At 41.4% G+C, this 23,180-nt stretch carries 20 protein-coding genes and 2 pseudogenes; 11 read left to right on the forward strand and 11 right to left on the reverse strand.

Annotation, left to right across the window (positions count from 1 at the left end; translation table 11 throughout):
- Window positions 1–186, reverse strand: a pseudogene (locus EWV66_RS17140) (RNA-guided endonuclease InsQ/TnpB family protein); the annotation flags it as partial.
- Between the two features lie 59 nt (window positions 187–245).
- On the opposite strand from EWV66_RS17140, the pseudogene EWV66_RS17145 reads away from it, so the two are divergent.
- Window positions 246–329 (forward strand): annotated as a pseudogene (locus tag EWV66_RS17145) (IS200/IS605 family transposase); the annotation flags it as partial.
- A 373-nt stretch (window positions 330–702) separates the two neighbouring features.
- Here the strand turns inward: EWV66_RS17145 and EWV66_RS17150 are convergent.
- The 7 genes from EWV66_RS17150 to EWV66_RS17180 all read right to left on the reverse strand — a co-directional run bounded on the left by EWV66_RS17150 (window position 703) and on the right by EWV66_RS17180 (window position 9,602).
- Entirely contained in the window at window positions 703–4,077 is a 3,375-nt protein-coding gene (locus tag EWV66_RS17150) for a helicase-related protein (RefSeq protein WP_287116016.1), read from the reverse strand.
- A 52-nt stretch (window positions 4,078–4,129) separates the two neighbouring features.
- Window positions 4,130–4,357, reverse strand: coding sequence for a DUF4926 domain-containing protein (locus EWV66_RS17155; protein WP_002790332.1), 228 nt, complete (start codon window positions 4,355–4,357; stop codon window positions 4,130–4,132).
- Window positions 4,358–4,369: 12 nt separating this feature from the next.
- On the reverse strand, window positions 4,370–4,720 hold the full coding sequence (locus EWV66_RS17160; RefSeq protein ID WP_239698072.1) for a DUF6883 domain-containing protein: 351 nt from the start codon (window positions 4,718–4,720) through the stop codon (window positions 4,370–4,372).
- Window positions 4,721–4,746: 26 nt separating this feature from the next.
- Window positions 4,747–4,962 carry a hypothetical protein gene (locus EWV66_RS17165; protein WP_002791366.1) on the reverse strand — a complete coding sequence of 72 codons (216 nt, stop codon included), beginning with the start codon at window positions 4,960–4,962 and terminating at the stop codon, window positions 4,747–4,749.
- A 130-nt stretch (window positions 4,963–5,092) separates the two neighbouring features.
- Window positions 5,093–5,419: a XisI protein gene (locus tag EWV66_RS17170; RefSeq protein ID WP_287108559.1), complete on the reverse strand. Its 327-nt coding sequence runs from the start codon at window positions 5,417–5,419 to the stop codon at window positions 5,093–5,095.
- Window positions 5,420–5,633: 214 nt separating this feature from the next.
- Entirely contained in the window at window positions 5,634–8,690 is a 3,057-nt protein-coding gene (locus tag EWV66_RS17175; protein ID WP_287108558.1) for an Eco57I restriction-modification methylase domain-containing protein, read from the reverse strand.
- Window positions 8,691–8,879: 189 nt separating this feature from the next.
- Window positions 8,880–9,602 (reverse strand): Uma2 family endonuclease, encoded by a 723-nt coding sequence (locus EWV66_RS17180; RefSeq protein ID WP_287108557.1) that lies wholly within the window; start codon window positions 9,600–9,602, stop codon window positions 8,880–8,882.
- Window positions 9,603–9,932: 330 nt separating this feature from the next.
- Here EWV66_RS17180 and EWV66_RS17185 point away from each other — a divergent pair, with 330 nt between their 5' ends.
- The 3 genes from EWV66_RS17185 to EWV66_RS17195 all read left to right on the forward strand — a co-directional run bounded on the left by EWV66_RS17185 (window position 9,933) and on the right by EWV66_RS17195 (window position 12,496).
- On the forward strand, window positions 9,933–11,726 hold the full coding sequence (locus EWV66_RS17185) for a fatty acyl-AMP ligase (RefSeq protein ID WP_287108556.1): 1,794 nt from the start codon (window positions 9,933–9,935) through the stop codon (window positions 11,724–11,726).
- Between the two features lie 84 nt (window positions 11,727–11,810).
- On the forward strand, window positions 11,811–12,053 hold the full coding sequence (locus EWV66_RS17190) for a hypothetical protein (protein WP_052278170.1): 243 nt from the start codon (window positions 11,811–11,813) through the stop codon (window positions 12,051–12,053).
- Window positions 12,050–12,496, forward strand: coding sequence for an HNH endonuclease (locus EWV66_RS17195; protein ID WP_052278171.1), 447 nt, complete (start codon window positions 12,050–12,052; stop codon window positions 12,494–12,496). The genes EWV66_RS17190 and EWV66_RS17195 overlap by 4 nt, the downstream gene beginning before the upstream one ends.
- A 201-nt stretch (window positions 12,497–12,697) precedes the next feature.
- Here the strand turns inward: EWV66_RS17195 and lspA are convergent, their stop codons facing one another.
- Genes lspA through bioB form a run of 3 tightly spaced genes read right to left on the reverse strand, consistent with a single transcriptional unit; the run spans window position 12,698 to window position 14,893 of the window.
- A complete protein-coding gene (gene lspA / locus EWV66_RS17200) occupies window positions 12,698–13,165 on the reverse strand; it encodes a signal peptidase II (protein ID WP_052278576.1) in 468 nt (155 codons plus the stop codon).
- Between the two features lie 11 nt (window positions 13,166–13,176).
- Window positions 13,177–13,827: a biotin transporter BioY gene (locus EWV66_RS17205; protein WP_052278172.1), complete on the reverse strand. Its 651-nt coding sequence runs from the start codon at window positions 13,825–13,827 to the stop codon at window positions 13,177–13,179.
- Complete coding sequence (gene bioB / locus EWV66_RS17210; protein WP_052278173.1) at window positions 13,799–14,893, reverse strand: biotin synthase BioB; 1,095 nt, start codon at window positions 14,891–14,893, stop codon at window positions 13,799–13,801. Before bioB ends, EWV66_RS17205 begins: the two co-directional genes overlap by 29 nt.
- Window positions 14,894–15,026: 133 nt before the next feature.
- Here bioB and rfbC point away from each other — a divergent pair, with 133 nt between their 5' ends.
- The 7 genes from rfbC to EWV66_RS17245 all read left to right on the forward strand — a co-directional run bounded on the left by rfbC (window position 15,027) and on the right by EWV66_RS17245 (window position 23,026).
- Window positions 15,027–15,572, forward strand: a complete 546-nt coding sequence (gene rfbC / locus EWV66_RS17215) for a dTDP-4-dehydrorhamnose 3,5-epimerase (protein WP_287108554.1) — start codon at window positions 15,027–15,029, stop codon at window positions 15,570–15,572.
- Window positions 15,573–15,577: 5 nt separating this feature from the next.
- The gene (rfbD, locus tag EWV66_RS17220) at window positions 15,578–16,453 is read left to right on the forward strand and encodes a dTDP-4-dehydrorhamnose reductase (RefSeq protein WP_287108553.1); all 876 of its coding nucleotides are present in this window, start codon (window positions 15,578–15,580) and stop codon (window positions 16,451–16,453) included.
- 4 nt (window positions 16,454–16,457) lie between these two features.
- On the forward strand, window positions 16,458–17,531 hold the full coding sequence (locus tag EWV66_RS17225) for a glucose-1-phosphate thymidylyltransferase (RefSeq protein WP_002786578.1): 1,074 nt from the start codon (window positions 16,458–16,460) through the stop codon (window positions 17,529–17,531).
- A 171-nt stretch (window positions 17,532–17,702) separates the two neighbouring features.
- Entirely contained in the window at window positions 17,703–18,788 is a 1,086-nt protein-coding gene (gene leuB, locus EWV66_RS17230; protein ID WP_287108551.1) for a 3-isopropylmalate dehydrogenase, read from the forward strand.
- A gap of 79 nt (window positions 18,789–18,867) precedes the next feature.
- Window positions 18,868–19,128, forward strand: a complete 261-nt coding sequence (locus tag EWV66_RS17235) for a hypothetical protein (RefSeq protein WP_002734814.1) — start codon at window positions 18,868–18,870, stop codon at window positions 19,126–19,128.
- Between the two features lie 82 nt (window positions 19,129–19,210).
- Window positions 19,211–21,088: an excinuclease ABC subunit UvrC gene (uvrC, locus tag EWV66_RS17240; protein WP_287108549.1), complete on the forward strand. Its 1,878-nt coding sequence runs from the start codon at window positions 19,211–19,213 to the stop codon at window positions 21,086–21,088.
- A 345-nt stretch (window positions 21,089–21,433) separates the two neighbouring features.
- A complete protein-coding gene (locus tag EWV66_RS17245; protein ID WP_287108547.1) occupies window positions 21,434–23,026 on the forward strand; it encodes a hypothetical protein in 1,593 nt (530 codons plus the stop codon).
- Window positions 23,027–23,180: the final 154 nt, after the last annotated feature.

Below are 23,180 nucleotides of genomic sequence, written 5' to 3' on the forward strand. Positions count from 1 at the left end.
CTTCAACTCTGGTAAGCAATTTTGTTGGTCAAAATAGTTAAGGTTTTTACCAAACTTTTTCGACTCGGTTTTGCGATGATAAACACAAGCATTATAAAGAGAGCAGTGTAGCTTTTGACCGTAATGAAGCTTGTTATTTTGTGTTTGGTTTGGATCAAGACAAAAAGTAATTCTCTTGATAGCCATAACTGATCGACCTAGGAAAGTTATACTTTTAGTATAGCCTACAGATATAGGTTGTCAATATGAAACCCAGAAAAGGCTCTCATAGTGTTTTTAGCGTGCGGTTACACTTTGTTTTTGTCACTCATTATCGTAGAAAAGTTCTGAGAGGGGGACAAGCGAGCTAGAAGGTAGATAGGGCAAGCGATATAGCTCTTTGTCCTTTGATGTAATCCTTCAACCGATAGCGGCTAATTTGCATTAGCTCTTCTATATTTTTTGGGAACATTTGATGTAGCTATGGAGGGCTGTTTTAGTCCCTTTAGGAATTCTAGATGTGAGGGGAGAACGCCTGTCTATTTAGGGTCTGCTGAAAAAGTTTTTCGTGGGGGTAGGGTGTGGGGTGTAGGGTGTAGGGTGTAGGGTTTTACCGATTTTCAGGTGGTCAACTAAGTAGGGAGGCACAATTATTTGTAGGATGGGTTAGCGGTAGCGTAACATAATCGGGCGTTGGGTTTCATGCTTCAACCCAACCTACGTTCATCTTATATTTAATTCCACCCACCTACGACTGCAAATAATGATGGGAATTGGTTGCTCCTCACCTTGCAAGCGGCGGCGATCTAACCAGTCCCGCATCTCATGTTGGCTGTATAATTTCTTCAGTTCGCTAAACAAAGCTTCTCCTGTCAGGCTACGGCGCTTAATCAGGTTTAACTCGCGCTTGAGTACAGTGGTAATCGGTTGGCGAAAGGCCTGTTCTAATAGGTTAACCTGCTTACGGATTTCTTCATCCTGAGTGGTTTTAAACAGCAGTCCTAGTTCTCGCAGGACGTAGCGCTGTGCTTGAGTCAGAGAACGGCTGTACTCCCGTTCCGATTGGCGGTGTTGGACTTCCTGAGCAAATTTAACCTTGACTTGCATGACTGCTTGGTTGTAATTTTTGGGCAGCGGCAGTGCTGCTTCTTCTGGGTTGGTTTTGAGCATTCCTAAAATGCGGGCAGTATCTTTTGATCTGATCTCTCCCTGTTCATCGAGCCAATATAATTGCTGGTAGCCCTTCCAATCTTTGCGGTTCGGATAAGAAGCTTCACAGAAGACAATTATGCCCTTATTCAGAGAAAAGCGAGCCGTTCGGATGCCATGGGGCAGGTTAGCTATCCGTTCGTATTCAGCCGGATTTTCTCGCTGGAGTTGTCTGAGAATTTCTTCCGCTTCATTGAGGTCGAGAAATTCTCCCTCATCTTCAAACAAACTTAATTGATGGCTGCTAATTTTTTCATAAATCGCATACATAGCCTCTTCGTTAAGCTGTTCTGTGGGGTCAAGAATTGCCGCATCCTCCCCGATGGTTTCGTGAATTTCTTGAATGCGGTTTTTGAGTTTTTGCCGTAATCCTAGATTCCGCTCTAATCCCGTCTCTGGGAGAAAATTAAAGCCGTAAACCACATCATTCTCGCTGCCAATCCGATCAATTCGACCAAACCTTTGAATAAGTCGGACGGGATTCCAATGCAGGTCATAATTAACAATCAGGTTGCCATCTTGTAGGTTTAAACCTTCGGCTAAAACATCGGTAGCAATTAAAGTCTTGATTTCCGACTCTCCCGGGGTCAATTTATAGTATTTGTTGGCTTTGGGGGCAAATCTTCCCACTACCCGCGCCTTATCTTTATCGCCACTGTAGATGACTTCTAGATCGTCTCGATCGCCGTTAGGATTGAGGTTTTGATATAAGTAATAGGCGGTATCAGCATACTGAGTAAAGATGAGGCACTTGCTATCCTGCAGCGGAGGTTTATTCAACCAATTTTTGAGAGTTTGTAATTTAGCATCTTTGTCTGGAGTAATTGGCTCAACTAAGTGCAAAATTTTCTCTAGCAATTGGATGTCATGTTCGAGGTGTTTCTGCAATATTGTGGCATCAAAATCAGCTAGATCATACTTCCCAGATGCCTGACGCAAAGCATCCATCATGTCTTGTTCTTCCCCATTGTTTGGCTCATAGAGAATTGCCTGAGCTTCTTCTCCGGCGGGGATAATTCCTTGGCGTAAAGCTTCTCGAAAGCGTTGATGGACTTGCAGTAATTTCTTAACAGTTTGTTGGAAGGCATAAACGCTAGATTCAAAGCGTTTGAATAGCAGAACTCGCATCAGTCCTCTTAAATTTGCTCCCCCAGTTTGTAAACTGAGTAATGGTTCTTGTTTGCGCTTATTTGGTAATACATAATTCCCCAAACCATAACGAGCATAGCAAAGTTCATTTTTACGAGGTTTGGCTGGTTGCTGTTGGCGAGATTTCCCTAAATATTGGCGCAGTTCTTGGTAAAGTCCTTGATAGGTATCTTCAATACTATATTCAATGGTTTGTAGTTCTCTTTTGGGAAAGAACTGATGCTTACCACCCACAATAACGTAAGCGCGTTGATTTCCGTTTAAATAATCCTTGAAATTGTCTGCATCTACGGGTTTATGAGTCTTGGCATCAAAGCCGTACCAGCGTAAAATGTGGTTGCGAGTGCGCCGGATCAAGATATTAGATAACAAGTCAGGTAACTGTTTTTCTCCTTTCTCTACTAATCTAAAATACTCTTTTAGATCGGGCGGATCTATGGGTAAATCTGTCTTATCATCTTGATGAAAAAGCTTAATCTGATGATAAATATCCCAAGCACTTTTATTGCGAGGAGTTGCTGTCAGGAAACAGCATTGTCTCCCAGCTGCTAAAAAGGCTTCGACGATTTTATATCTTTGGGTTGCGGCATTCCGGAGGTTATGACTTTCATCAATTAAGATAAAATCTCGATCTTTGTATTTAAAATCTTCTAATAAAACTCTGATGCCACTGGTTTCATCTTCCCGCAGCAATCCCATCGATAAAACGCGGGCGTTAAGTTGATAAATTTCGTTGTAGCGTTCCCACATTTCCACCAGTGGCGCTGGACAAATAATGAGGGGGCGGGCTTTTTCCACTTGTTCAAAGCGTTTGACAATGGCAGCACCAATAAAGCTTTTTCCTAGTCCTACCACATCGGAAACGAAACAACCTCCATACTCGCGGATGAGTTTAACAGCTTGGTTAACTGCTACTTTTTGAAAGTCTGCTAGTTTCTCGGTAATTTCGTTATCTATCATCATTTCGCTGGCAGTTTCTTCTGTCAATCGATCGCGCACGAGCATATAGAGAGTTTTCATATAGATGTCGTAGGGACGTACTGGCATCATCGCCCAAGACTGTTTTAAAGACTGCATCAGTGTTTCATCAAATTCTGTTGCTTCCTGCCAAAGTTGATTGAACCATTCTGTTAAACTGGCATGATTTTCATTACCGTGAACGATAACATTAAGTTCGGTATTGTGGGAAATTCCTGATAAAGTAAGGTTAGAAGAACCAACGATAGCAAGGCCTTTTTCTTGACGTTCCAAAGGTTGTCCCTGCTGGTTATAAATTGTCCCGTAGTCGAAGATATAGGCTTTAGCATGGAGTCGCCCTTTAGTATAAACTCGCACCTGAAGGCGTTTTTCTTCAATCATAAGAACCAGATTTTTTACTAAGGTTTCTGCTTGATCTGTTTGGTCCATTAGTTCGACGCTGGAACGAATATTATCGGCGGTTTCTGTTGCCATCTGCTTGCGTTCTGTCCGTTTGGGATATTCTTGTGCTTCCAGATGGTCTTTAATTAGTTCTAAGCGGCGGTAGCCTTCTGCTAATTGTTCGATGGTTTCCCTGTTGCTGGTGTTGCCAATCAGGAGGCGCATTTGTGGGATGGTGGCGAGACGAGGTGCGATCGCAGTAAAGCCGGAGAGGAAGAAGTAACCGACGGCAAAATGAGCGGCTTCTGAAGAGTGAAGAATTTGGTTGATGTTATCGACTAATTTTTGCTGGCGATTGTCGATGATGTCGTGGGTAGGCATAGTTCGATATCCATAAGAGAATTGTTATATCAATAATGTTTTTTAAGAAAATTTACCCTATATTTACAGCTAAATTTTTAGGTTCTAAGGGAGAATGATGTAATAACATTAGTTGATTTTCTTGTAAGGTTTCGATAGCATAAGCACGTCCTGATGTGTCGCTAAATTCTACTTCAAAAACTGTGGGTTCATAAACTTCTACAATTGTTCCGACTTGTCCGCAATATAATCCTAATTGGGGTAAGTCTTCTAATAAGGCAACTACATCTAAGAGTTTCATTTGATTATCTCCTTAAAGTACATAACAAGTCACTAAGCGGGGAAAGTTTTCGTCATTTCTGATGATCCAAACACTGTGAATAATGGCGGTTTTGTTTTGATGAGTCAGGGGAAAATCAATAACATACTTTTGTCCATAGTGATTGATTTTGTCAGGAATAGCATCATAGGTTTTAACTGCTTCTAGGAGTGCATTTTTAAGAAATTGAACGTTATTAATATCTAAGTTTAAGACGGATTTAAAAACCCTAGCTTTATGCTGTCCATCTGAATGATTTAGATTCAGGGCATAACCGGTCAATTTGTTATCATCAATAATGGTATTTTTAGGATTGGGTAATTTCACATTATACCACCTACTCAATCATTGTCTCTGCTGCCTTGATTGAACTATGATCTATGGCGCTCTCGGTCAATTTCAGAAAATATATCATCGAGTTCTGGTTGATTTTTCCAGACTCCGATTGAGGTTTCAATTTGTTCCCATGATACTTTTTTAGAAATTAAATTATCGGGGATTTCTAGAGAAATTTTTACGCCATTAGGAAGAGATAAATCCTCTAATAGCTCAATAGTATTGCCTTTGATAATTCCTTGTATTTTCATGGTAGTTTAGGATAAAGCTTGCTCAACTAAGACGGCAGTTTCACGATCTAGAATAGAGAGAGTTTTCTGAATTAATTCAATCGGTAATTGTAATGCTTGATAAGTTGTTTTTTCCATATTATTTTTACTCCTAATTAATGGCATATTCTGTGAATTTTCGTTTAAATGGAGAGTGAAATCCGATGACAATATCTGTTTTAGGAATTCCTAGTTCAACTAACTTTTCAGCCACCGAAATTTCTGTGTTGTTCTGTTGAATATAAACTTTGTTGTTAATAATATCTAAATGTAAAAGACATCCATAAATACAATGATTATTATGCCAACCAACTTGTACTAATAAATAATGTTTTCTCAGATCGTCAAAGATTATTTCTAGGGAAATTTCACTAGACTGCTGAATTTTAGCTTGTTCTTCAATTAGGGATTTAACTAATTCACTGTAGTTGATTGCCATTCTACGATCTCCTCTCTGTGATATCCCTAGCTGGCATATCCTGATTTTAGCAGGTTTTCCTAATTTTAGCATCTTGTAACAATCTTAAGGTTCACAATCCATACAATGCCGCTACTCTCTCATCTGACGACTGGTTTATTTACCTCTATTTTAACAGATTCGCTGTGATGATTTCAGATACCCGACTTCTTTAATAATTCGGGTATCTAACCCCTTACAATCCATACAATGCCGCTACTCTCTCATCTATCTCTTTCTCCCATTCTTCACAGTTAACTCCTTTGGCATCTAAGCATTTTTGTACTAATTTAATGATGGGTTCTTTTTCAGATTCAGAAGCGAGAGGGATGGGAAGTCGTTTAAAATTAACCCATTGAAGCATTAGTCTTTCTCCTTTATTTTCATCTCCTAAAGCAGTACAAATTGATTGAGTATATTTCCAAGCAATTTCTGAATTTAAAATGCCAAGAAGATATAGGTCGTTGAGTGGAATTATAAAAGCTTTATTGTTAAATAATAGAGATTTATTATCAAAAGCAAATCTTGATTCTTTAGCAATTTCAGGATAAACAATCTTAGGTTTTTCAAATTCTGCATAGTAAGCCACATTGTCTTGGATTTCATACCATTGATAACTGCCCGGTTTACGTCCTCTTGATTCCCTGCTACTACTCTTAGGCATTAAATCTAATTTCCATTGCTCTAAATATTTTTTTATAGCCGGATAGTCGTTAATATTAATTCCCCTTCTTGTAAAAATCAACCATTTATTTTGATAATTAATCCGCCATTTACGCACATCATCACCCACAGCTAAAGGTTTAATAATTTCTGCACTTTTAGGATCTTTAGCAATTAATTCTGCTCGTTTTGCACCATCAATCACAAAAGCTTGATTAAAACCAGTTAATACACCTCGATAAATCTGTCCGTTAACATACTCACCTAAAGTAATACCGGCTGCTGCCATTTTCTGTAAACGGTTAGCAGAGGACGCATCAGTTAATAACCAATTTGCTCCTTTAATCGCATCTTTTGGTAAATTCTGTCCAGTCTTTTTAATAATAGCTAAGACATCAGGATAAGGTTCTTCTAAGGATTTAACTTGAGTAAAAATCGGTAAATTACTAATTTTACTACTCTTTTGAGAGATAAAAATCATTGGGAAAGTGGCTGCGGTTGCAAAAACTGGCAATTCCCCAAAATCGGTAATACTTCTCACCTGACAAGTATCAGCGATATGCTGTCTTAACTTCTCCCCATACTTGGCTCGAAACCACTTATTAGAAGAAATAAAAGCTAACATTCCCCCAGTTTTAAGTAATTGTAAAGCTCTCGCATAAAAGAAACAATATAAATCCGATGTTCCCGTATAAACGCCAGGGTAAACCTGCTTTAAAGTTGGCTTTAAATCCTTAATTAATTCCTGTCTCACATAGGGGGGATTTGCTACCTGAATATCAAAACCTCCCTCCGCTAATACCTCGGCAAACTCCACCACCCAATCAAACCCTTTTGAGATAGCTTCCTTATCACTCGCAATCACAGAAGCACTGCCATGGGTTAATAAAGCAATCTGTTTCTTAACCTCATTAATCTCCTGTTCAAGACTTTGTTTATCACTGCCTAAATGCGCTCTTAAATACTTCGCTTTAGCTTCCCTAAACCGATGGATAAACTCCTCGCGCACCATCCCAGAACCTTGGGGATTAGGAGCAGTTAGACTATCTCCTGTTTCAATTTTAAACTTCAAATTGGGTAGCGGTGGCGGATTGTCTCCCTCATATTCAACCGCTAAGGAAAGCCATAACCTTAAGCGAGCAATATTAACCGCAAAAGGATCGATATCAACTCCATAGATATTGGTTTCAATAATCTCTAACTTGCGCTGATAAACCGTTTTGTAATCAATACCTTTAGTCGCAAATAAACACTGACGCAAATCTAATAACTCATGCAACATTCCCAATAAATAAGCTCCACTGCCACAGGCAGGATCACAGACTTTGACCTGTTTTAAGGTTTCTAAAACTGCCTCTGGATTCTTTAAATTAATAGCATTATATTCGTCAACAAAAAGCTCAATCGCTTCTTTGTTTTCAGAAGTTAATTTACTGCTTAAATATCCCTTCAAAGCCTCCCGACACATAAAAGAAACTATCGGTTTAGGTGTGTAATAACTACCTGATTCATGTCTTCCCGTGACTAATTCCTCAAACACTTTTCCCAACATTTCTGGGTCCACTGCTACCTCCACATCAAGGGGTGTACTCTCAGTTACAGTGAAATTAAAATTACTAAAAAGGCCCTGTAAGATAACATCGATCGCCTGATCGGGTACTATTATATTAGGATTGTGGTCATCCTCATCTTGTTCAAATAATCCCCCATTAAGATAGGGAACTGTGCCGATTATTTGCCGAAGAAAACCACCGTTATTGATACTGATAATATCCGTTTGTTGGGGATTATTTAGTCCCGTAAAAAACAGATGAGTCAAGCGATTATGATAAAAGTTTTTGTCCGAGGTGCTGTTATCATTCTGATAATCCTGCCATAAGGTTTCTAGATAGTTTGTTTGTTCGTTAAACTTCAGCCAACCTTTTTTCTGGATAAAAACAATAAACATCAGGCGATTAAATAGCTTCTGAGTAAATAGTCTTCTCTGGTCAGCATTAGGGATAGTTTTAGTAATTAATTGCTCAACTTTTTCAAAGACCGAGCGATACTGTTCAAAAAATTTCTTAGTAACTTTCTCAACATCAAAAGCTTCATCATGACGTTCCTGAATCGCTAAAGGAGACTCGGAACTAATATTATCTAAATCCAGTAAACTTAGGCGTTCTGTGGCGGTTCGTAACTGTTCCCCCGCACCCACTGTAATTCGCCGCAAGACTTGCCGTTTTTCTTGTTTAACATCATATTTAACATTGATAAAATGCCACCGTTCTTGGTGGAAATCAGAGAAAACAAAGAGAGTGTAGGGATGGTTTTTTAGCAGTTGAGTAACGACAAGACGCTCTAAATTGAGCAGCAGTTGCTTAGAGTTGAGACGAGCATAAATAACCTGAAAATCTTTCCCCCCAGAAGCTAATAGGATTGGATCTTCTGCTAATGCTTCTACTGCTTTATCTGGCCAATTGCGTCGGGACAGGGTTTGATTTTCTCGCTCGTAATTTAACTCGGACCAGAATAATTTTTTGAGCGAATCCAATCCTCTCAGGGATGAAAGAAGCTCATAAACTGATTGCCGAAGTTCAATATCACTCATAAGTTTTCCCACGACCTCTCCTTTAGGTTTACTTTCTCTAGGTAGCTGATTATAAATCCCCCCTTGATCCCTAGGGTTGATTCATGGCAGGGTTGATTCATCGTAGGGTTGATTCATGAATCAACCCTACCCTTAATAAGGGGGTGTCTGATTTTAACATCTGACTACTTAGGACTTTTGCCACTTCAGTTAAATTGTATCGGGATCGATGCCTAATTCTCGCAATTTTTGGGACAATTTTTCCTTAGCTTGTCGTTCCCTTTCTTTTTCTAAAAGAGCCTGTTCTTTTTCTAAAAGAGCCTGTTCTTTTGCCTGTCGTTGCTGTAATTCGGCTTCTTGAGGAGTGGGGACTAATTGACCATCGGCGGTAAAATAACGCAGTTTCCGGTCAAATATCCCTAAATATAATCCTAACTGTTCACTCCAGAGATAACCCTGTTCATTGGGAGAAATGGCTTGATATTGTCCCTCAATTAGTCTAAATCCTTGTAATTCTAACGTATTAGGATCGAACCAAAAATAATTAGGAGTGCGAAAGGTATTCTGATAGAGAATTTTCTTGTTATTGCGGTCAATATTGGCCGTAGAATCGGAGAGAATCTCGACAATTACATCTGGATATTTACCCTGTTCTCCCCAAACCACCCAACTTTTGCGGGGACGTTTTTCGGTATCTAAAACCACAAAAAAATCGGGACCCCAGAAATCGCGCTTTTTTAGTTGTTCCGCTTTGTAGTAGATGGTTAGATTTCCCGAAGCGTAGTAATCACTCCTCTCGCGCCATAATAATTCTAGACAACTAAGGAGAATGATGATCTGTTGCAGGTGTAGATCACTTGCCAAGGGTGGTTCATCACTCCATAAATCTGTGGGGGGATAGGTGACATCTGGGATCATGTCTAGGGCTGTCATGACTTTTTCCCGGTATTTTAGGATTGATTAATTATAGCTTTTTCTCACAATTGCAGAGATAAGGCGGGGGGATTTTAACCAATAACTTAAGTAGGTAGGCGTTAAAAATTATCAGACACCCCCCTTATCAAGGGTAGGGTTGATTCATGAATCAACCCTACCTTATCAAGGGGGGCAGGGGGGATCGAATCTAAAATCCATTTTTAATTTAATTATAACCAGCTACTTAATCCTAGACCTTGACCGATCGCCTTTCGCACTTTATCCTAGCGCCATGGGCAAATATGTTAAAACTTCTATACAATAGCCCCAATAAGCCCGATAACAACGATGACTGAAACCTTAATTCAACCTGCCACCCTAATAGAACTCTTACGTTACCGCGCCACGACACAACCGGACGGCCATGCCTACACTTTTCTTATCGATGGTAAAAAAGAAACCCCACCTTTAACCTACAGTGAACTCGATCGCCAAGCAAGAGCAATCGCCGCCTATTTGCAAAAATACCAGGCCCAAGGGGAACGCGCCCTATTACTCTATCCTCAAAGTTTAGAAGTAGTGGCCGCTTTTTGTGGTTGTCTCTACGCGGGAGTGATTGCCATTCCCGTCCCCCCACCGGAATCGGGACGACTTAAGCGCACTCTGCCCCGTTTACGGGCAATTGTCAAGGATGCTAATGCCACCTTTGCCCTAGTTACCGAAAGTATTCTGACTCTTATTGAAGGTGTTAAGGAAGAATTTCCAGAATTCGACCAAATGAAATGGATTACTACCGAAAGCATTGATATTTCGCTGGCGGACCAATGGCAAGATCCCCAGGTGGATAAATCGGCGCTTGCTTATCTGCAATATACCTCCGGTTCGACTAATATCCCCAAAGGGGTGATGTTAAGTCATTTTAACCTGATGCACCATTGCGGTTACTTGCAAAAAGCTTGTGGTTACGAACCGGATAGCGTTACCCTCACTTGGATGCCCTATTTCCACGATTACGGGTTAGTCGAAGGTATCACCGTCCCCCTCTACAACGGTACACCCTGCTATCTGATGTCTCCCTTTGCTTTTATTAAGCGTCCGATGCAGTGGTTAAAAAATATTACTAAGTACAAAGTTACCCATAGTCAAGCCCCCAACTTCGCCTATGATCTTTGTACTCGTAGGATTAAGGCTGCCGATTTAGCGGAATTAGACCTGAGCAGTTGGCAGGCCGCGGGAAATGCCGCCGAACCGATTAACCCGAAGGTCATGGCCAAATTTGTCGATACTTTTGCAGATTACGGCTTTTCTTGGCAAACTTTCGCCCCTGCCTACGGATTAGCTGAATATACCCTCTTGATTTCCAATAAACCCAAGGGAACCACCCCAATTATCACCGCTTTGGATGCAACCGCCTACGAACGCGGTAAAATTGTCCCTGTTAGTTCCGATCGAACCACGGGAGTTAGATACGTCCCCAGTTGTGGTCGTCGCGTCTGTGATACCCGTATAGCTATGGTTAATCCCGATACTTTCACCCTTTGTGCAGCCGATGAAGTGGGCGAAATTTGGGCCAGTGACCCCAGTATGGCCGCCGGATATTGGCAACGGGAAGACGCAACCAAAGAAACTTTTCAAGCTTATCTTGCTGATACAGGAGAAGGACCGTTTTTACGCACCGGAGATTTAGGTTTTCTTCTCGATGGGGAATTACATATCACGGGACGGATTAAGGATTTAATTATTGTCCGTGGCAGTAATCATTATCCCCAGGATTTAGAATGGTCAGTACAGCATCTTAATGAGGTTTTTCGTCCCGATTATGGTGCCGCTTTTTCCATTGAAGATAACGGGGAAGAACAGTTAGTTGTTGTCCAAGAATTAGAACGTCGCAGCGGGGAATTAGATACGGCTAAATTAATCGCCGATATCCGTCAAGAAATCGCCGAAGAACACGAAATTATGACCCATGCCATTGTTTTGGCTAAATCGGGAACAATTCTCAAAACTGCCAGCGGCAAAATTCAACGCCGCGCTATTAAACAGAATTTTCTCAATGGTAATATGAGTGTTATCGATGCTTGGTCAGAAAATCCTCAGTTAGTTAGTAAATTTGATCGCTCTATTTCTGAAACAGAAGCATAGTTTTTTGGGTGGGCAATGCTCACCCGATCGAGGATAAATAATCGTGTTAGGATTAGGTTAGGGATTAAAGTTAGGGAGAAAGTGATGTTAACTAAACTGATGGTCAAGCCCTCTTCTTGGATTGAAAAAGGAATTAAGCTATCGCCAGTAAGGGAAAATTATCTCTTTAAATTCACTGAGGAATTGCAGTGTCGATTAGAGGAACTACGGGAACTAGAAAAAAATTCCCAACTTAATTCTCAAGAAACCGCAGAATTAGCCGGTATTTTAGAGTTAAACGAGATTTTCACGCTCTTAAATGCGAGAATAGTTGCTGAATCTAAATGATTAGTATCACCACTCGATTACAAGTCCGAGCAAGAGCCAACTATCTGTGTGAATACTGTCATTCTTCAGAAGAAATTAGTGCCGCACTATTTGAAGTAGATCACATTCAGCCCAAATCTTTAGGAGGCAAAGATGAATTGGCAAACTTAGCTTTAGCTTGCCAAAGATGTAACAGATATCGCTACAATTTTATCAAGGCAATTGATCCGAAAACAGAACAAGAAGTAGAAATATTCAATCCGCGCCAACAGCATTGGCAAGAACATTTTATCTGGACACCAGATGCTTTAAAAATAGTGGGAATCACTCCCATCGCTAGGGCAACTATTGAACGTTTGGACTTAAATGATGATAATCATAATGAAGGTTTTATCGTTAAAGTTCGTCGATTATGGATCCGGGGAGGTTGGCATCCACCCAGCGCCGATAAAAAACAGGAATAATAGCTTAGAAGTTTTTTTCCAGAGGTCAAAATGATTGGTACTCAACAGGAATTATCTAGATTTCCAAAATATTTAAATGGTCAGGACTCCAGGAATATAATACTAAATCCCCAATTTTTTTGAACAGAAAAAGTAAGGGCGAAGCATTCGGATAGGAAATCTACGGTTTCAGCGATAGGTTATCGCCCGAATGCTTCGCCCCTACGGGGCCCTTGACTTGTGGGGAAAGTTAGAAATTAATAGGCAAATAATCCCGATATTAATAAAAACGTCGGCCAGATTAAAAACAGGAAAATTAATCAATCTAAAATCGAGAAAATCCACCACATAACCAAACAAAAAGCGATCGATACCATTGCCGAAAGCCCCTGCTAAAATAAAACCGTAGGCTAATTGTTCCCAACGACTTAAATGGGGTCCAAAGTAAGCAAAAGCCATTAATCCCAAACTAACCAATAAGGATAGCCATTTTAGCCAACCAACACCGCCCCGAAAAGCACTAAAAGCCGCGCCAGTATTAATCACATAGGTGAAATGAAAAACACCCGGAATAATCGGGAAAGTATCACCGATTTGCTCAAAACTCTGCACGGTTATATACTTAGTTACTTGGTCTAAAATTAGACCAATCACCGCCACTATCCAAAACCAGCGATTCTTTTTTAACATTGGCTGTGGCATCAATAAAATAATAATTTACGGAAGAAAAAAGCAATAATTACCACCACACAAATTACTACTAACTGCCCTAAAAATGGCCAGACTGAATAATTCATAAATAGGGTGGGCAAACTATCGGGAAAGGTGATTTGACCGGCTTGGGGCTGAAAAATCGACAATCCCAGCATATATAATAAACCGCACAGATGAATCACTAACAAACCGGCAAAGGCACTTAAAGCCAGGGTTTCTATCTTGGCGCGCCAGCGAAAAGCCAACCAACCACACAGCCATGCTCCCGGCATAAAGCCTAAAATATAGCCAAAACTGGGTTCTTTCAGATAACCTATTCCCCCACCCTGAGCAAACACAGGCAACCAAGTTAAACCGAGAAAAATATAGGCCACCTGGGCAAGAAGCCCGGCATTTTTGCCCCCCAGACAGCCCGTTAACAATACTGCCCCAATTTGGTAAGTTATGCCTAGTTTTTGCGAAGATAGACCCGCAGCCGACCAACTAGCTAGGCTTACTGGAACAAATGTACTAAAGATTGTCAGCAACAAACCAATCAAGGCCCAGATTAACTCATTGGGAACCGATGCGGAAGTGCGCCGGGGCGGAGAGCCTCGTCCTCGACGTGATTTAGGTTGCCTGTTGGGGTTGGTATTCACCGGGGATGGGGGCTTCTCCTCCTATTAAACTAAGATCAGCCAACATCGCCTGATCCTGTTGGGGGGGTTGTCCTAGAGTGGTCAAATAATGCCCAATCAGCATAGCATTAATTCCCGATTTTAGCCCCTGATTTTGCAATTCTCCCATCACTGCCTCCCGTCCCCCGGCATAACGGAGGATTTGTTGGGGTAAGATAAACCGGAAAATAGCGATCGCTTTTAGGGCAGTAAAAGGGTCGAGTTTGGGTAAATGACCTAAAGGGGTGCCACTTCTGGGGTTTAATAGGTTAATCGGCACTGATTCCACTTCCAATTCCGCCAGGGAAAAAGCTAAATCAATGCGATCGGTCCAACTTTCCCCCATACCGATAATTCCGCCCGTACAAGCTTGAATTCCTGCCGCTTTCAGGTTTTTTACCGTTTCTACCCGATCCTGCCAACTGTGGGTGGAGACCACGTTAGGATAAAAATTCTCGGAAGCTTCCAGATTGTGATTATAACGGGTAACTCCGGCTTCTTTTAAGGCCTGGGCTTGGGGGAGGGTTAACTCTCCCAGGGCGCAGCAGGGTTTAATCTTGGCTGTTTCGATGATTTCTTGAACTGTGGCCAGTATTTCCTCGAATTCCTGCGATTTAGGGCTATTGTACTTTAATCCCCGACCTTGACTAACTAAACAGAAACGTTTGGCCCCCGCGTCGGCTGCCGCTTTCGCATGGCTGACGATTTCCTCGCGACTTTTTAAACCGTAGATAGGCGAATCTTGACCGGGATGGTGGGCGGATTGGGAACAAAAACTGCAATTTTCCGAACAACTTCCCGATTTTATGTTGATAATGCTACATAAATCCACCGTATTGCCACAACAGGCCTGACGAATGCGATCGGCAGCTTCACATAAGCTGAAAATATTTTCCTGACCTTCGATCGCAGTTAAAGCGAGGGCCTCTTGCTTACTGAGTCGATCGCCAGCGATAATCTGATTAGCCCTAGTCTGTAACCAGTTTTTTAAGGCTTCTCCCTCCACGGGGATAGATTGAGTAGCGGTGTGTGTAGAGACTTGTACCACGTCGTTTATGCTCTGACTAAGTTAGGCTCATCTTATCATTGTTCAGTTACCCGGGAAAGATTAATAAAAAACTTTAGAAAAAAATGCCCTTTTGTGCTAGACTACCCGCAAAAGTTATCTTGTCTCCGATTTTATGAAAGTTATTACCACGGAAATTCCTGATGTTTTAATCATTGAACCGCAAGTTTACGGAGACGATCGAGGTTTTTTCTTGGAGAGTTTTAATCAGAGAGATTTTCGAGAAAAAACTGGAGTCAATACCACTTTTGTCCAGGATAATCACTCTATGTCCTTAAAAAATGTCCTGCGAGGATTGCACTATCAAATTCCCAATCCCCAGGGTAAATTGGTGCGAGTGGTGAACGGTAGTGTTTTTGATGTGGCCGTGGATGCGCGTCAAAGTTCCCCCACTTTTGGGCAATGGGTAAGCTGTGTTTTAAGTGCGGAAAATAAACGTATTTTCTGGGTTCCCGAAGGTTTTGCCCATGGCTTTCTAGTTCTCTCTGAACGAGCCGAATTTCTCTACAAAACCACTAATTATTATTATCCCCAATACGAAAAAACCATTTTATGGAATGATGCCGATTTAGGGATTGATTGGCCCTTAGATACCCCGCCGATTCTCTCCCCTAAAGACCAAGCTGGACAACCCTTTAAATCCGTGGAAGTTTTCCCCTAAAGACAATGAAAAAAGTTTTACTAATTGGTGCTAAAGGTCAGGTGGGACAAGAGTTACAGGTAACTTTACCGCAGTTAGGTGAAGTTATTAGTATCGGTCGAGAAGAACTAGATTTAACTAACTCGGAAAAAATCAGCCAGTTAATTAGGGAAATTCACCCCGATTATCTGGTTAATGCCGCCGCTTATACGGCAGTGGATAAAGCCGAAACCGAGCCAGATTTAGCCTATTATATCAATGCTATAGCTCCGAAAATCATGGCGGAATCTGCCGAGAAAATTCAAGCTAAATTTCTTCATATTTCCACAGATTATGTCTTTGATGGTCGGAAAAATACCCCCTATCTAGAAACCGATCTAACTAATCCTTTAGGGGTTTATGGACAATCAAAGTTAAGGGGAGAAGAGGAGATTAAAACTGTTAATTCTCAGGCAATTATCCTGCGTACTGCTTGGGTTTACGGCAGTTATGGCAAAAGTAATTTTGTCAAAACTATGCTGAGATTAGGTAAGGAAAGAGAGGAGTTAAAAGTAGTTGTTGATCAGGTGGGAAGTCCCACTTGGTCCAAAGATATCGCCACGGCCATTACTCAGCTTTTAATTAATGTCGATAATCCCGCAGGAATCTATAATTTTACTAATAGCGGTGTTGCCAGTTGGTTTGATTTAACTAAAGCTATTTTTGAGGAGGCAAAAATAAGCGGTATTCCCTTAAAAATTCAGAGAGTAATTCCCATTACTACTGCTGAATATCCTACCCCAGCAGTGCGTCCGGCCTACTCGGTTCTTTCCGGTCAAAAAATCTCGCAACAATTGGGTTATATTCCTCCCTATTGGCGAGATTCTCTCAAAGCTATGCTCAACCAACTATTTAATCTTTAAAACTATGAAAGCACTAATTTTATCCGGTGGCAAAGGTACGAGGTTACGTCCCCTAACTTATACTGGGGCAAAACAGTTAGTTCCCGTGGCCAATAAACCGATTTTATGGTATGGAATCGAATCAATTGTATCCGCAGGAATTACCGATATTGGCATTATTATCAGTCCCGAAACTGGGGAAGAAATTCGTCAGACCACAGGCAGTGGTGAACAGTTTGGCGCTAAGATAACTTATATTCGCCAAGATCAACCGGCTGGATTAGCTCACGCGGTTAAAACTGCCCAATCTTTCCTAGGAGATTCCCCCTTTATTATGTACTTGGGTGATAACCTAATCGAGGATGATTTATCGCCCTTTTTAGACTCTTTCCAAAAACAGTCCCTTGACGCTTTAATTCTCCTGCGAAAAGTCTCTAATCCTAGTGCTTTTGGGGTGGCAAAAGTAGATGAAACTGGCAAAGTTTTATACTTAGTCGAAAAACCCAAAGAACCTCCCTCAAATTTAGCTTTGGTGGGGATTTATTTTTTTGCCCCCACCATTCACCAAGCGATCGCATCTATTCAACCTTCGGGCCGGGGTGAGTTAGAAATTACCGACGCTATCCAAGAATTAATCAATCAAAATAAAGCAGTAGAAGCGAATAAACTACTGGGTTGGTGGTTAGATACGGGTAAAAAAGATGATTTATTAGAAGCAAATCGGATTATCCTCGATACCTCTCTAGAAATTGCTTTACAGGGAGAAATTGATCCTAATAGTCAGGCGATCGGACGAGTACAAATTGGCCAGGGTAGTAAAATTATTAATAGTACCATTCGCGGCCCTGTCATTATTGGAGAAAATTGTCACATTGAGAATTGTTTTATCGGTCCCTACAGCAGTATAGCTAATGGCACAAAATTAATTGATGCCGACATAGAACACAGTGTTATTCTCAAAGATGCCACAATTATTGGCATTCATCAGCGCATAGTTGATAGTGTTATCGGACGACGGGCAAAATTAGAAATTGCTCCCCAACGTCCGAAAGCTTTACGCTTTATGATTGGGGATGATTCCCATATAGAATTAGTTTAGTTATCGGGGATTAACTGCCTGTTTAATTAATACCGGAGGATCGAGAATTTCCTTAGCTAATTCCGCGGCGGTTCCCCGGTTTTTCTGAGAAAGATTGACATTTTTAGGAGAAAAAAGCTCACCTAACTATGTTATAATCAAGAGTCTGACCTATTTTACCGTTCTAGAACTATGACGCAACAGTATCGCATTACCCTACTACCCGGCGATGGCATCGGGCCGGAAATCCTCGCTGTCACCGTAGAGATACTGAAAGTCATCGGTAAAAAATTTGACCTCCAGTTTGACTTCCAAACCGCTTTAATTGGAGGGGCAGCCATTGATGAAACCGGCAATCCTCTCCCCGAAGCAACCCTGAGCGCCTGTAAAAATAGTCATGCTGTTCTCTTGGCCGCTATTGGGGGTTATAAATGGGATAATTTGCCTCGGCAGCAAAGGCCAGAAACGGGATTATTAGGCTTAAGATCTGGTTTAGGTCTTTTTGCTAATTTACGTCCTGCCACCATTTTTCCGCAATTAATTGACGCTTCTAGTCTCAAACGGGAGATTATCGAGGGAGTGGATATCATGGTCGTCCGGGAATTGACCGGGGGTGTTTACTTCGGTCAACCGAAGGGGATTTTTGAGACGGAAACGGGAGAAAAATGCGGTGTAAATACCATGGTTTACTTAGAATCGGAGGTGGACCGCATCGCTAAGGTGGCCTTTGAAATTGCCCAAAAACGCGGTAATAAACTCTGTTCCGTCGATAAAGCTAATGTTCTTGATGTTTCCCAACTCTGGCGCGACCGGGTGACGAAAATGGCCGCTAATTATCCCGATGTGGAACTTTCCCATCTCTACGTCGATAACGCAGCCATGCAGTTAGTCCGGGCCCCCAAACAATTTGATACTATCGTCACGGGCAATTTATTCGGTGATATTCTCTCCGATGAAGCGGCCATGTTAACGGGTAGTATCGGAATGTTACCCTCCGCTAGTTTAGGGACTGCTGGGGTGGGAGTTTTTGAACCCGTCCACGGTTCGGCCCCAGATATCGCCGGCCAAGATAAGGCCAATCCGATCGCCCAGATTCTCAGTGCTGCTATGATGTTAAGATATGGGCTAAATCAGCCTTTAGCGGCAGCCGCGCTGGAAAAAGCCGTCGAAAAAGTTTTAGAGTTCGGTTATCGTACTGGAGATATTTTCTCAGAAGGTATGACATTGGTGGGATGCCAAGCTATGGGCCAGGCCATCCTAAAAGTTTTAGAATCCTAACAAAAGTGGCATAATCGGAAATCGTCATATACCATTGATTTAATAAATATGTCAATTTAATCGTGGGGAGACGAGTGATATGGTGGCCCTATCCGAGAAAACAGAACAACAGCGTGTCGATATGGAAATCCCAATTTTGTTAGATCCTACTGTCTTACGGGCAGCCAGACGCATTTATCGCATCTACTGTACCCTCAATAGCAGAGTTAGTAAACGTCCTTTCGGTGTCGCTATTAACCGCGACAATCATCGCGGTCAATTGATTTTTAACAATAAACCGATTCTTCTCCCCGGAGAGTGTTTCGTCCCGATTAAGCAAATCGAATCGGAAGCCTATTAATTTTTGTGAAGATTTGCCCTAAATATCTTGCCAAACGTCAGCTAATACCCACTGGCGTAATTTTTTTGTCTAATATAAAAAGATGTTCGGGAATAATCTTAACTCTACCCTAATCCAAGACCTCGATCGCCTAGAAAATCGTCTTCGGGAAATTCCCCTCGAACCGGGGGTGTACTTCCTGCGCGACCAAAATGGCGAAATTCTCTACATCGGTAAATCCAAAAAACTCCGGTCTAGAGTCCGTTCCTATTTTCGTCCCAGTCAACCCCTCAGTCCCCGCATTGCTTTGATGGTACGACAGGTGACAGAAATTGAATTTATCGTCACCGACACGGAAGCAGAATCCTTGGCCCTGGAAGCTAATCTAATTAAACAACATCAGCCCCATTTTAATACTCTCCTCAAGGACGATAAAAAATATCCATACATTTGTATTACTTGGTCGGAAACCTATCCGCGCATTTTTATCACCCGCAAACGTAGCATAAATAACCAAAAAGACCGTTATTATGGTCCCTACGTCGATACTAGGCTGCTGCGCCACACTTTACACCTAATTAAACGCACTTTTCCCCTGCGTCAACGTCCCCAACCTCTTTTTAAAGACCGTCCCTGTTTAAATTATGATATCGGTCGTTGTCCGGGGGTTTGTCAAAAATTAATCAGTCCCCAAGATTATCGAGAAACCTTGCAGAAAGTGGCGATGATTTTTCAGGGAAGGACGGGGGAATTATTAGAGAAATTAGCAGCAAAGATGCTCGCAGCGTCGGAAAACCTAGATTTTGAACAAGCGGCCACGATTAGGGATCAAATTCGCGGATTACAGGCCCTTAATACCGATCAAAAAGTCTCTTTACCTGATGATACCGTATCCCGGGACGCGATCGCTTTAGCTAAGGACGAGCAGCATTGTTGCATACAATTATTCCAAGTGCGTTCCGGTCGTTTGGTGGCACGTTTGGGATTTTTTGCCGATAGTCAGTCAGCAAACGAGGGAGAAATCCTGCAAAAAGTCCTAGAAGAACATTATTTATCGGTGGAAGGGGTGGAAATTCCCAGCGAAATCCTGTTACCCTGCGAATTACCGGAAGGTGAGGTGTTAGCGGGGTGGTTAAGGGAAAAAAAAGGTCGCAAAGTCGAGTTAACTGTTCCCCAACGGCAAAGTAAGGCGGATTTATTAGCTATGGTGGAGAAAAACGCTCTTTATGAGTTAGAAAAGACGAAAAGAAGCGCCGAACGAGATTTACAGTCTTTGCAGGATTTAGCGGTAATTCTCGATTTACCGGCACTGCCGCACCGCATCGAGGGTTATGATATTTCTCATATTCAGGGTTCTAATGCAGTCGCGTCGGGAGTGGTGTTTATCGATGGGGTGGCCGCTAATCAACATTATCGTCACTATAAAATCAAAAATCCCGAAGTTAAAATCGGCCATTCCGATGATTTTGCCAGTTTAGCAGAAGTAATTCGCCGGCGTTTCCGTCGTTATGCCGAAAATCCCGATAATATTGCCGAAAGTGATGATTTTCCCGATTTGGTCATGATTGATGGGGGAAAAGGACAATTATCGGCAGTGGTGACAGTTTTAGGGGAGATGAATTTATTAGAACAGGTAAAAGTTGTTAGTTTAGCTAAACAGAGAGAGGAGATTTTTTTACCAGGAGAATCCTCTCCTTTAGAGACAGATAAGGAACAACCCGGAGTGCAATTATTACGTCGAGTCAGGGATGAAGCGCACCGCTTTGCTGTTAGCTTTCACCGACAACAAAGGATGCAAAAAAGTCGCCGTTCCCGTCTGGATGAGATACCGGGTTTAGGTTTTAAGCGACAAAAAGATTTATTAGCTCATTTTCATTCTCTGGATTATATTCGCGAAGCTTCCCTAGAACAATTGCAACAGGTGACAGGAATTGGGGAACAATTAGCTAAGGAAATTTATAATTATTTTCATCCTAGGTAGGGATAAGCTGTTGAAGAATATCTAAGGCTTGACGGGGGGTTATGATGAGAATATCTTCAATAACCCCGTAACCGTTGCTCTATTTTTGCTGATAGGGTTAGTGACCAATGTACCATGATTTTTCTCCTTTAGCACCTAAACACATAAACATCATAACCCATTTCTAGCAACAATTAGAAAGAATAAATTTTAACCTCAGATAAGGTGCTTTACATTTGATTCATGCAGCCTACAAAATCTACAAGGTGGAGAGCCGACTATAAACCCAAACGTTTATTTTCTAGTTTTCTCATCTCTGTTTAGGCGTTTTCGGTTTACCATGGTCAAAGTGTGCTTTCTAGGCTAATGACTTTGACTAAAACCCCCGTGAGTAGAAACCGTCGTTTTTCCCCGCGCAATCTCTTTGAGACTTGCATGGCCCTATTGGTGTTATGTAATTATATTCTGGTTATTTTCGATTTAACCTATATTCCCCTGCGAGATTTTTGGTTACAGGGACGCTTGCAAATAACTTTATTAAGATTTAATGAACCAATAAAACTCGGAATGATTTCCTTTCAAGAATTACAAATACCTCCCGACAAACCCCTAGAAATTCCCTTTGTTAAAGGAATCGCTAAGTATGATGTGGTGAAAGGGATTAAACCCTATCGCAGTACCAGTGAATATTTAGATACGGTTGATAAACTTAATGAAATAATTAATCAAAAGGTCTTTAACCCAGAGTTTAATCTGCAAGAATATCGCCAAGAGATTGAGAAAATTTTAGCCAATTTACGCCAAAAAAGTGTCGATATGATCGATAATAATCCCTTTGCCTCGGTCGAGAAAACTGGGACTTTAGAGAAGATTAAAAATAGAATGCGCTTGCGGGTTTTTCAAACGGAAAATGTTTCCGCAAAAGCAGCCTTTCAGAAGTTTTGGAGTTGGGATTATCTCAGTCAAAATGGCTGGGAAAAAGAGTTGAAATTTTTCAATCAAGAAATTCAACCTTTAATAGAAACTAATTATTTTCGTCCCCTGGGAGAAGATGGGAGACCGATAGATAACTTTGAAGCGATCGATTTTTTATTTGGTACCATCTTTTTCTGGGAATTTATGCTAAGAACTTGGTGGATTGCTCGCACTCATAAAGGTCTGCGTTGGCGCGAGGCTATGTTATGGCGATGGTACGATATTTTTCTGTTTATTCCTATCTGGAGATGGTTGCGATTTATTCCTACCGTTATTCGCCTAGATCAAGTGAAAATTATTAACTTAAGGGTGATTAAAGAGCAGGCAGTTAAAGGCTTAGTTGCGCTAATTTCTAAAGATATTACTGAAATAATATTCCTGAGAATCATTAATAAAATTCAGGAATATATTCGACAGGGACAAGTGGAGAAATTTCTCGAACGATCCCTCAATGGCGGATATAGCAATCTCAATGATACTAATGAAGTTATCGAAATTTTTCGGTTAGTAGTTAATAGCACCGTTGACAAGGTTTTACCGCAAGTTAAACCAGAAGCAGAAGCTTTAATTAAATACAATATCGAGAAAATTTTCAGTCAAACTCCTTCTTATCAAAGCTTATTGCGATTACCCGGCATGAAAGGATTAAAAACTGACTTGAGCAATCGTCTATCTAGTCAATTGTATCAATCTTTTGTTAATATAGCTGACAAGATTACCCAAGAAGACGAAGTTTTTGAGCGTTTATTACAGCAATTAGTCCAACGTTTCGGGCAATCTCTCGCCGGGGAATTACAATCCCGTCACAGTTTAGAAAGAATCGAGATGTTATTAATTATCTTCCTAGAAGAAGTGAAATTAAACTATGTACAAGAATTCTCGGATGAAGACTTAGAAACTATCCTAGAACAAACTCGCTTACTCCACTCTAAAAGTGCAGAAATTACCCCAGGAGAAACCATAAATCCTCGTCGTCTTCCCTAAAAATTAAGTAGCTGGTTATAATTAAATTAAAAATAGATTTTAGGTTCGATCCCCCCTGCCCCCCTTGATAAGGGGGGTGCCGATAGGCGGGGGGATCTACCCTTGATAAGGGGGGTGCCGATAGGCGGGGGGATCTACCCTTGATAAGGGGGGT

Origin of the sequence: Microcystis sp. M_OC_Ca_00000000_C217Col (assembly GCF_007095585.1) — a bacterium.
GTDB lineage: Bacteria > Cyanobacteriota > Cyanobacteriia > Cyanobacteriales > Microcystaceae > Microcystis > Microcystis panniformis.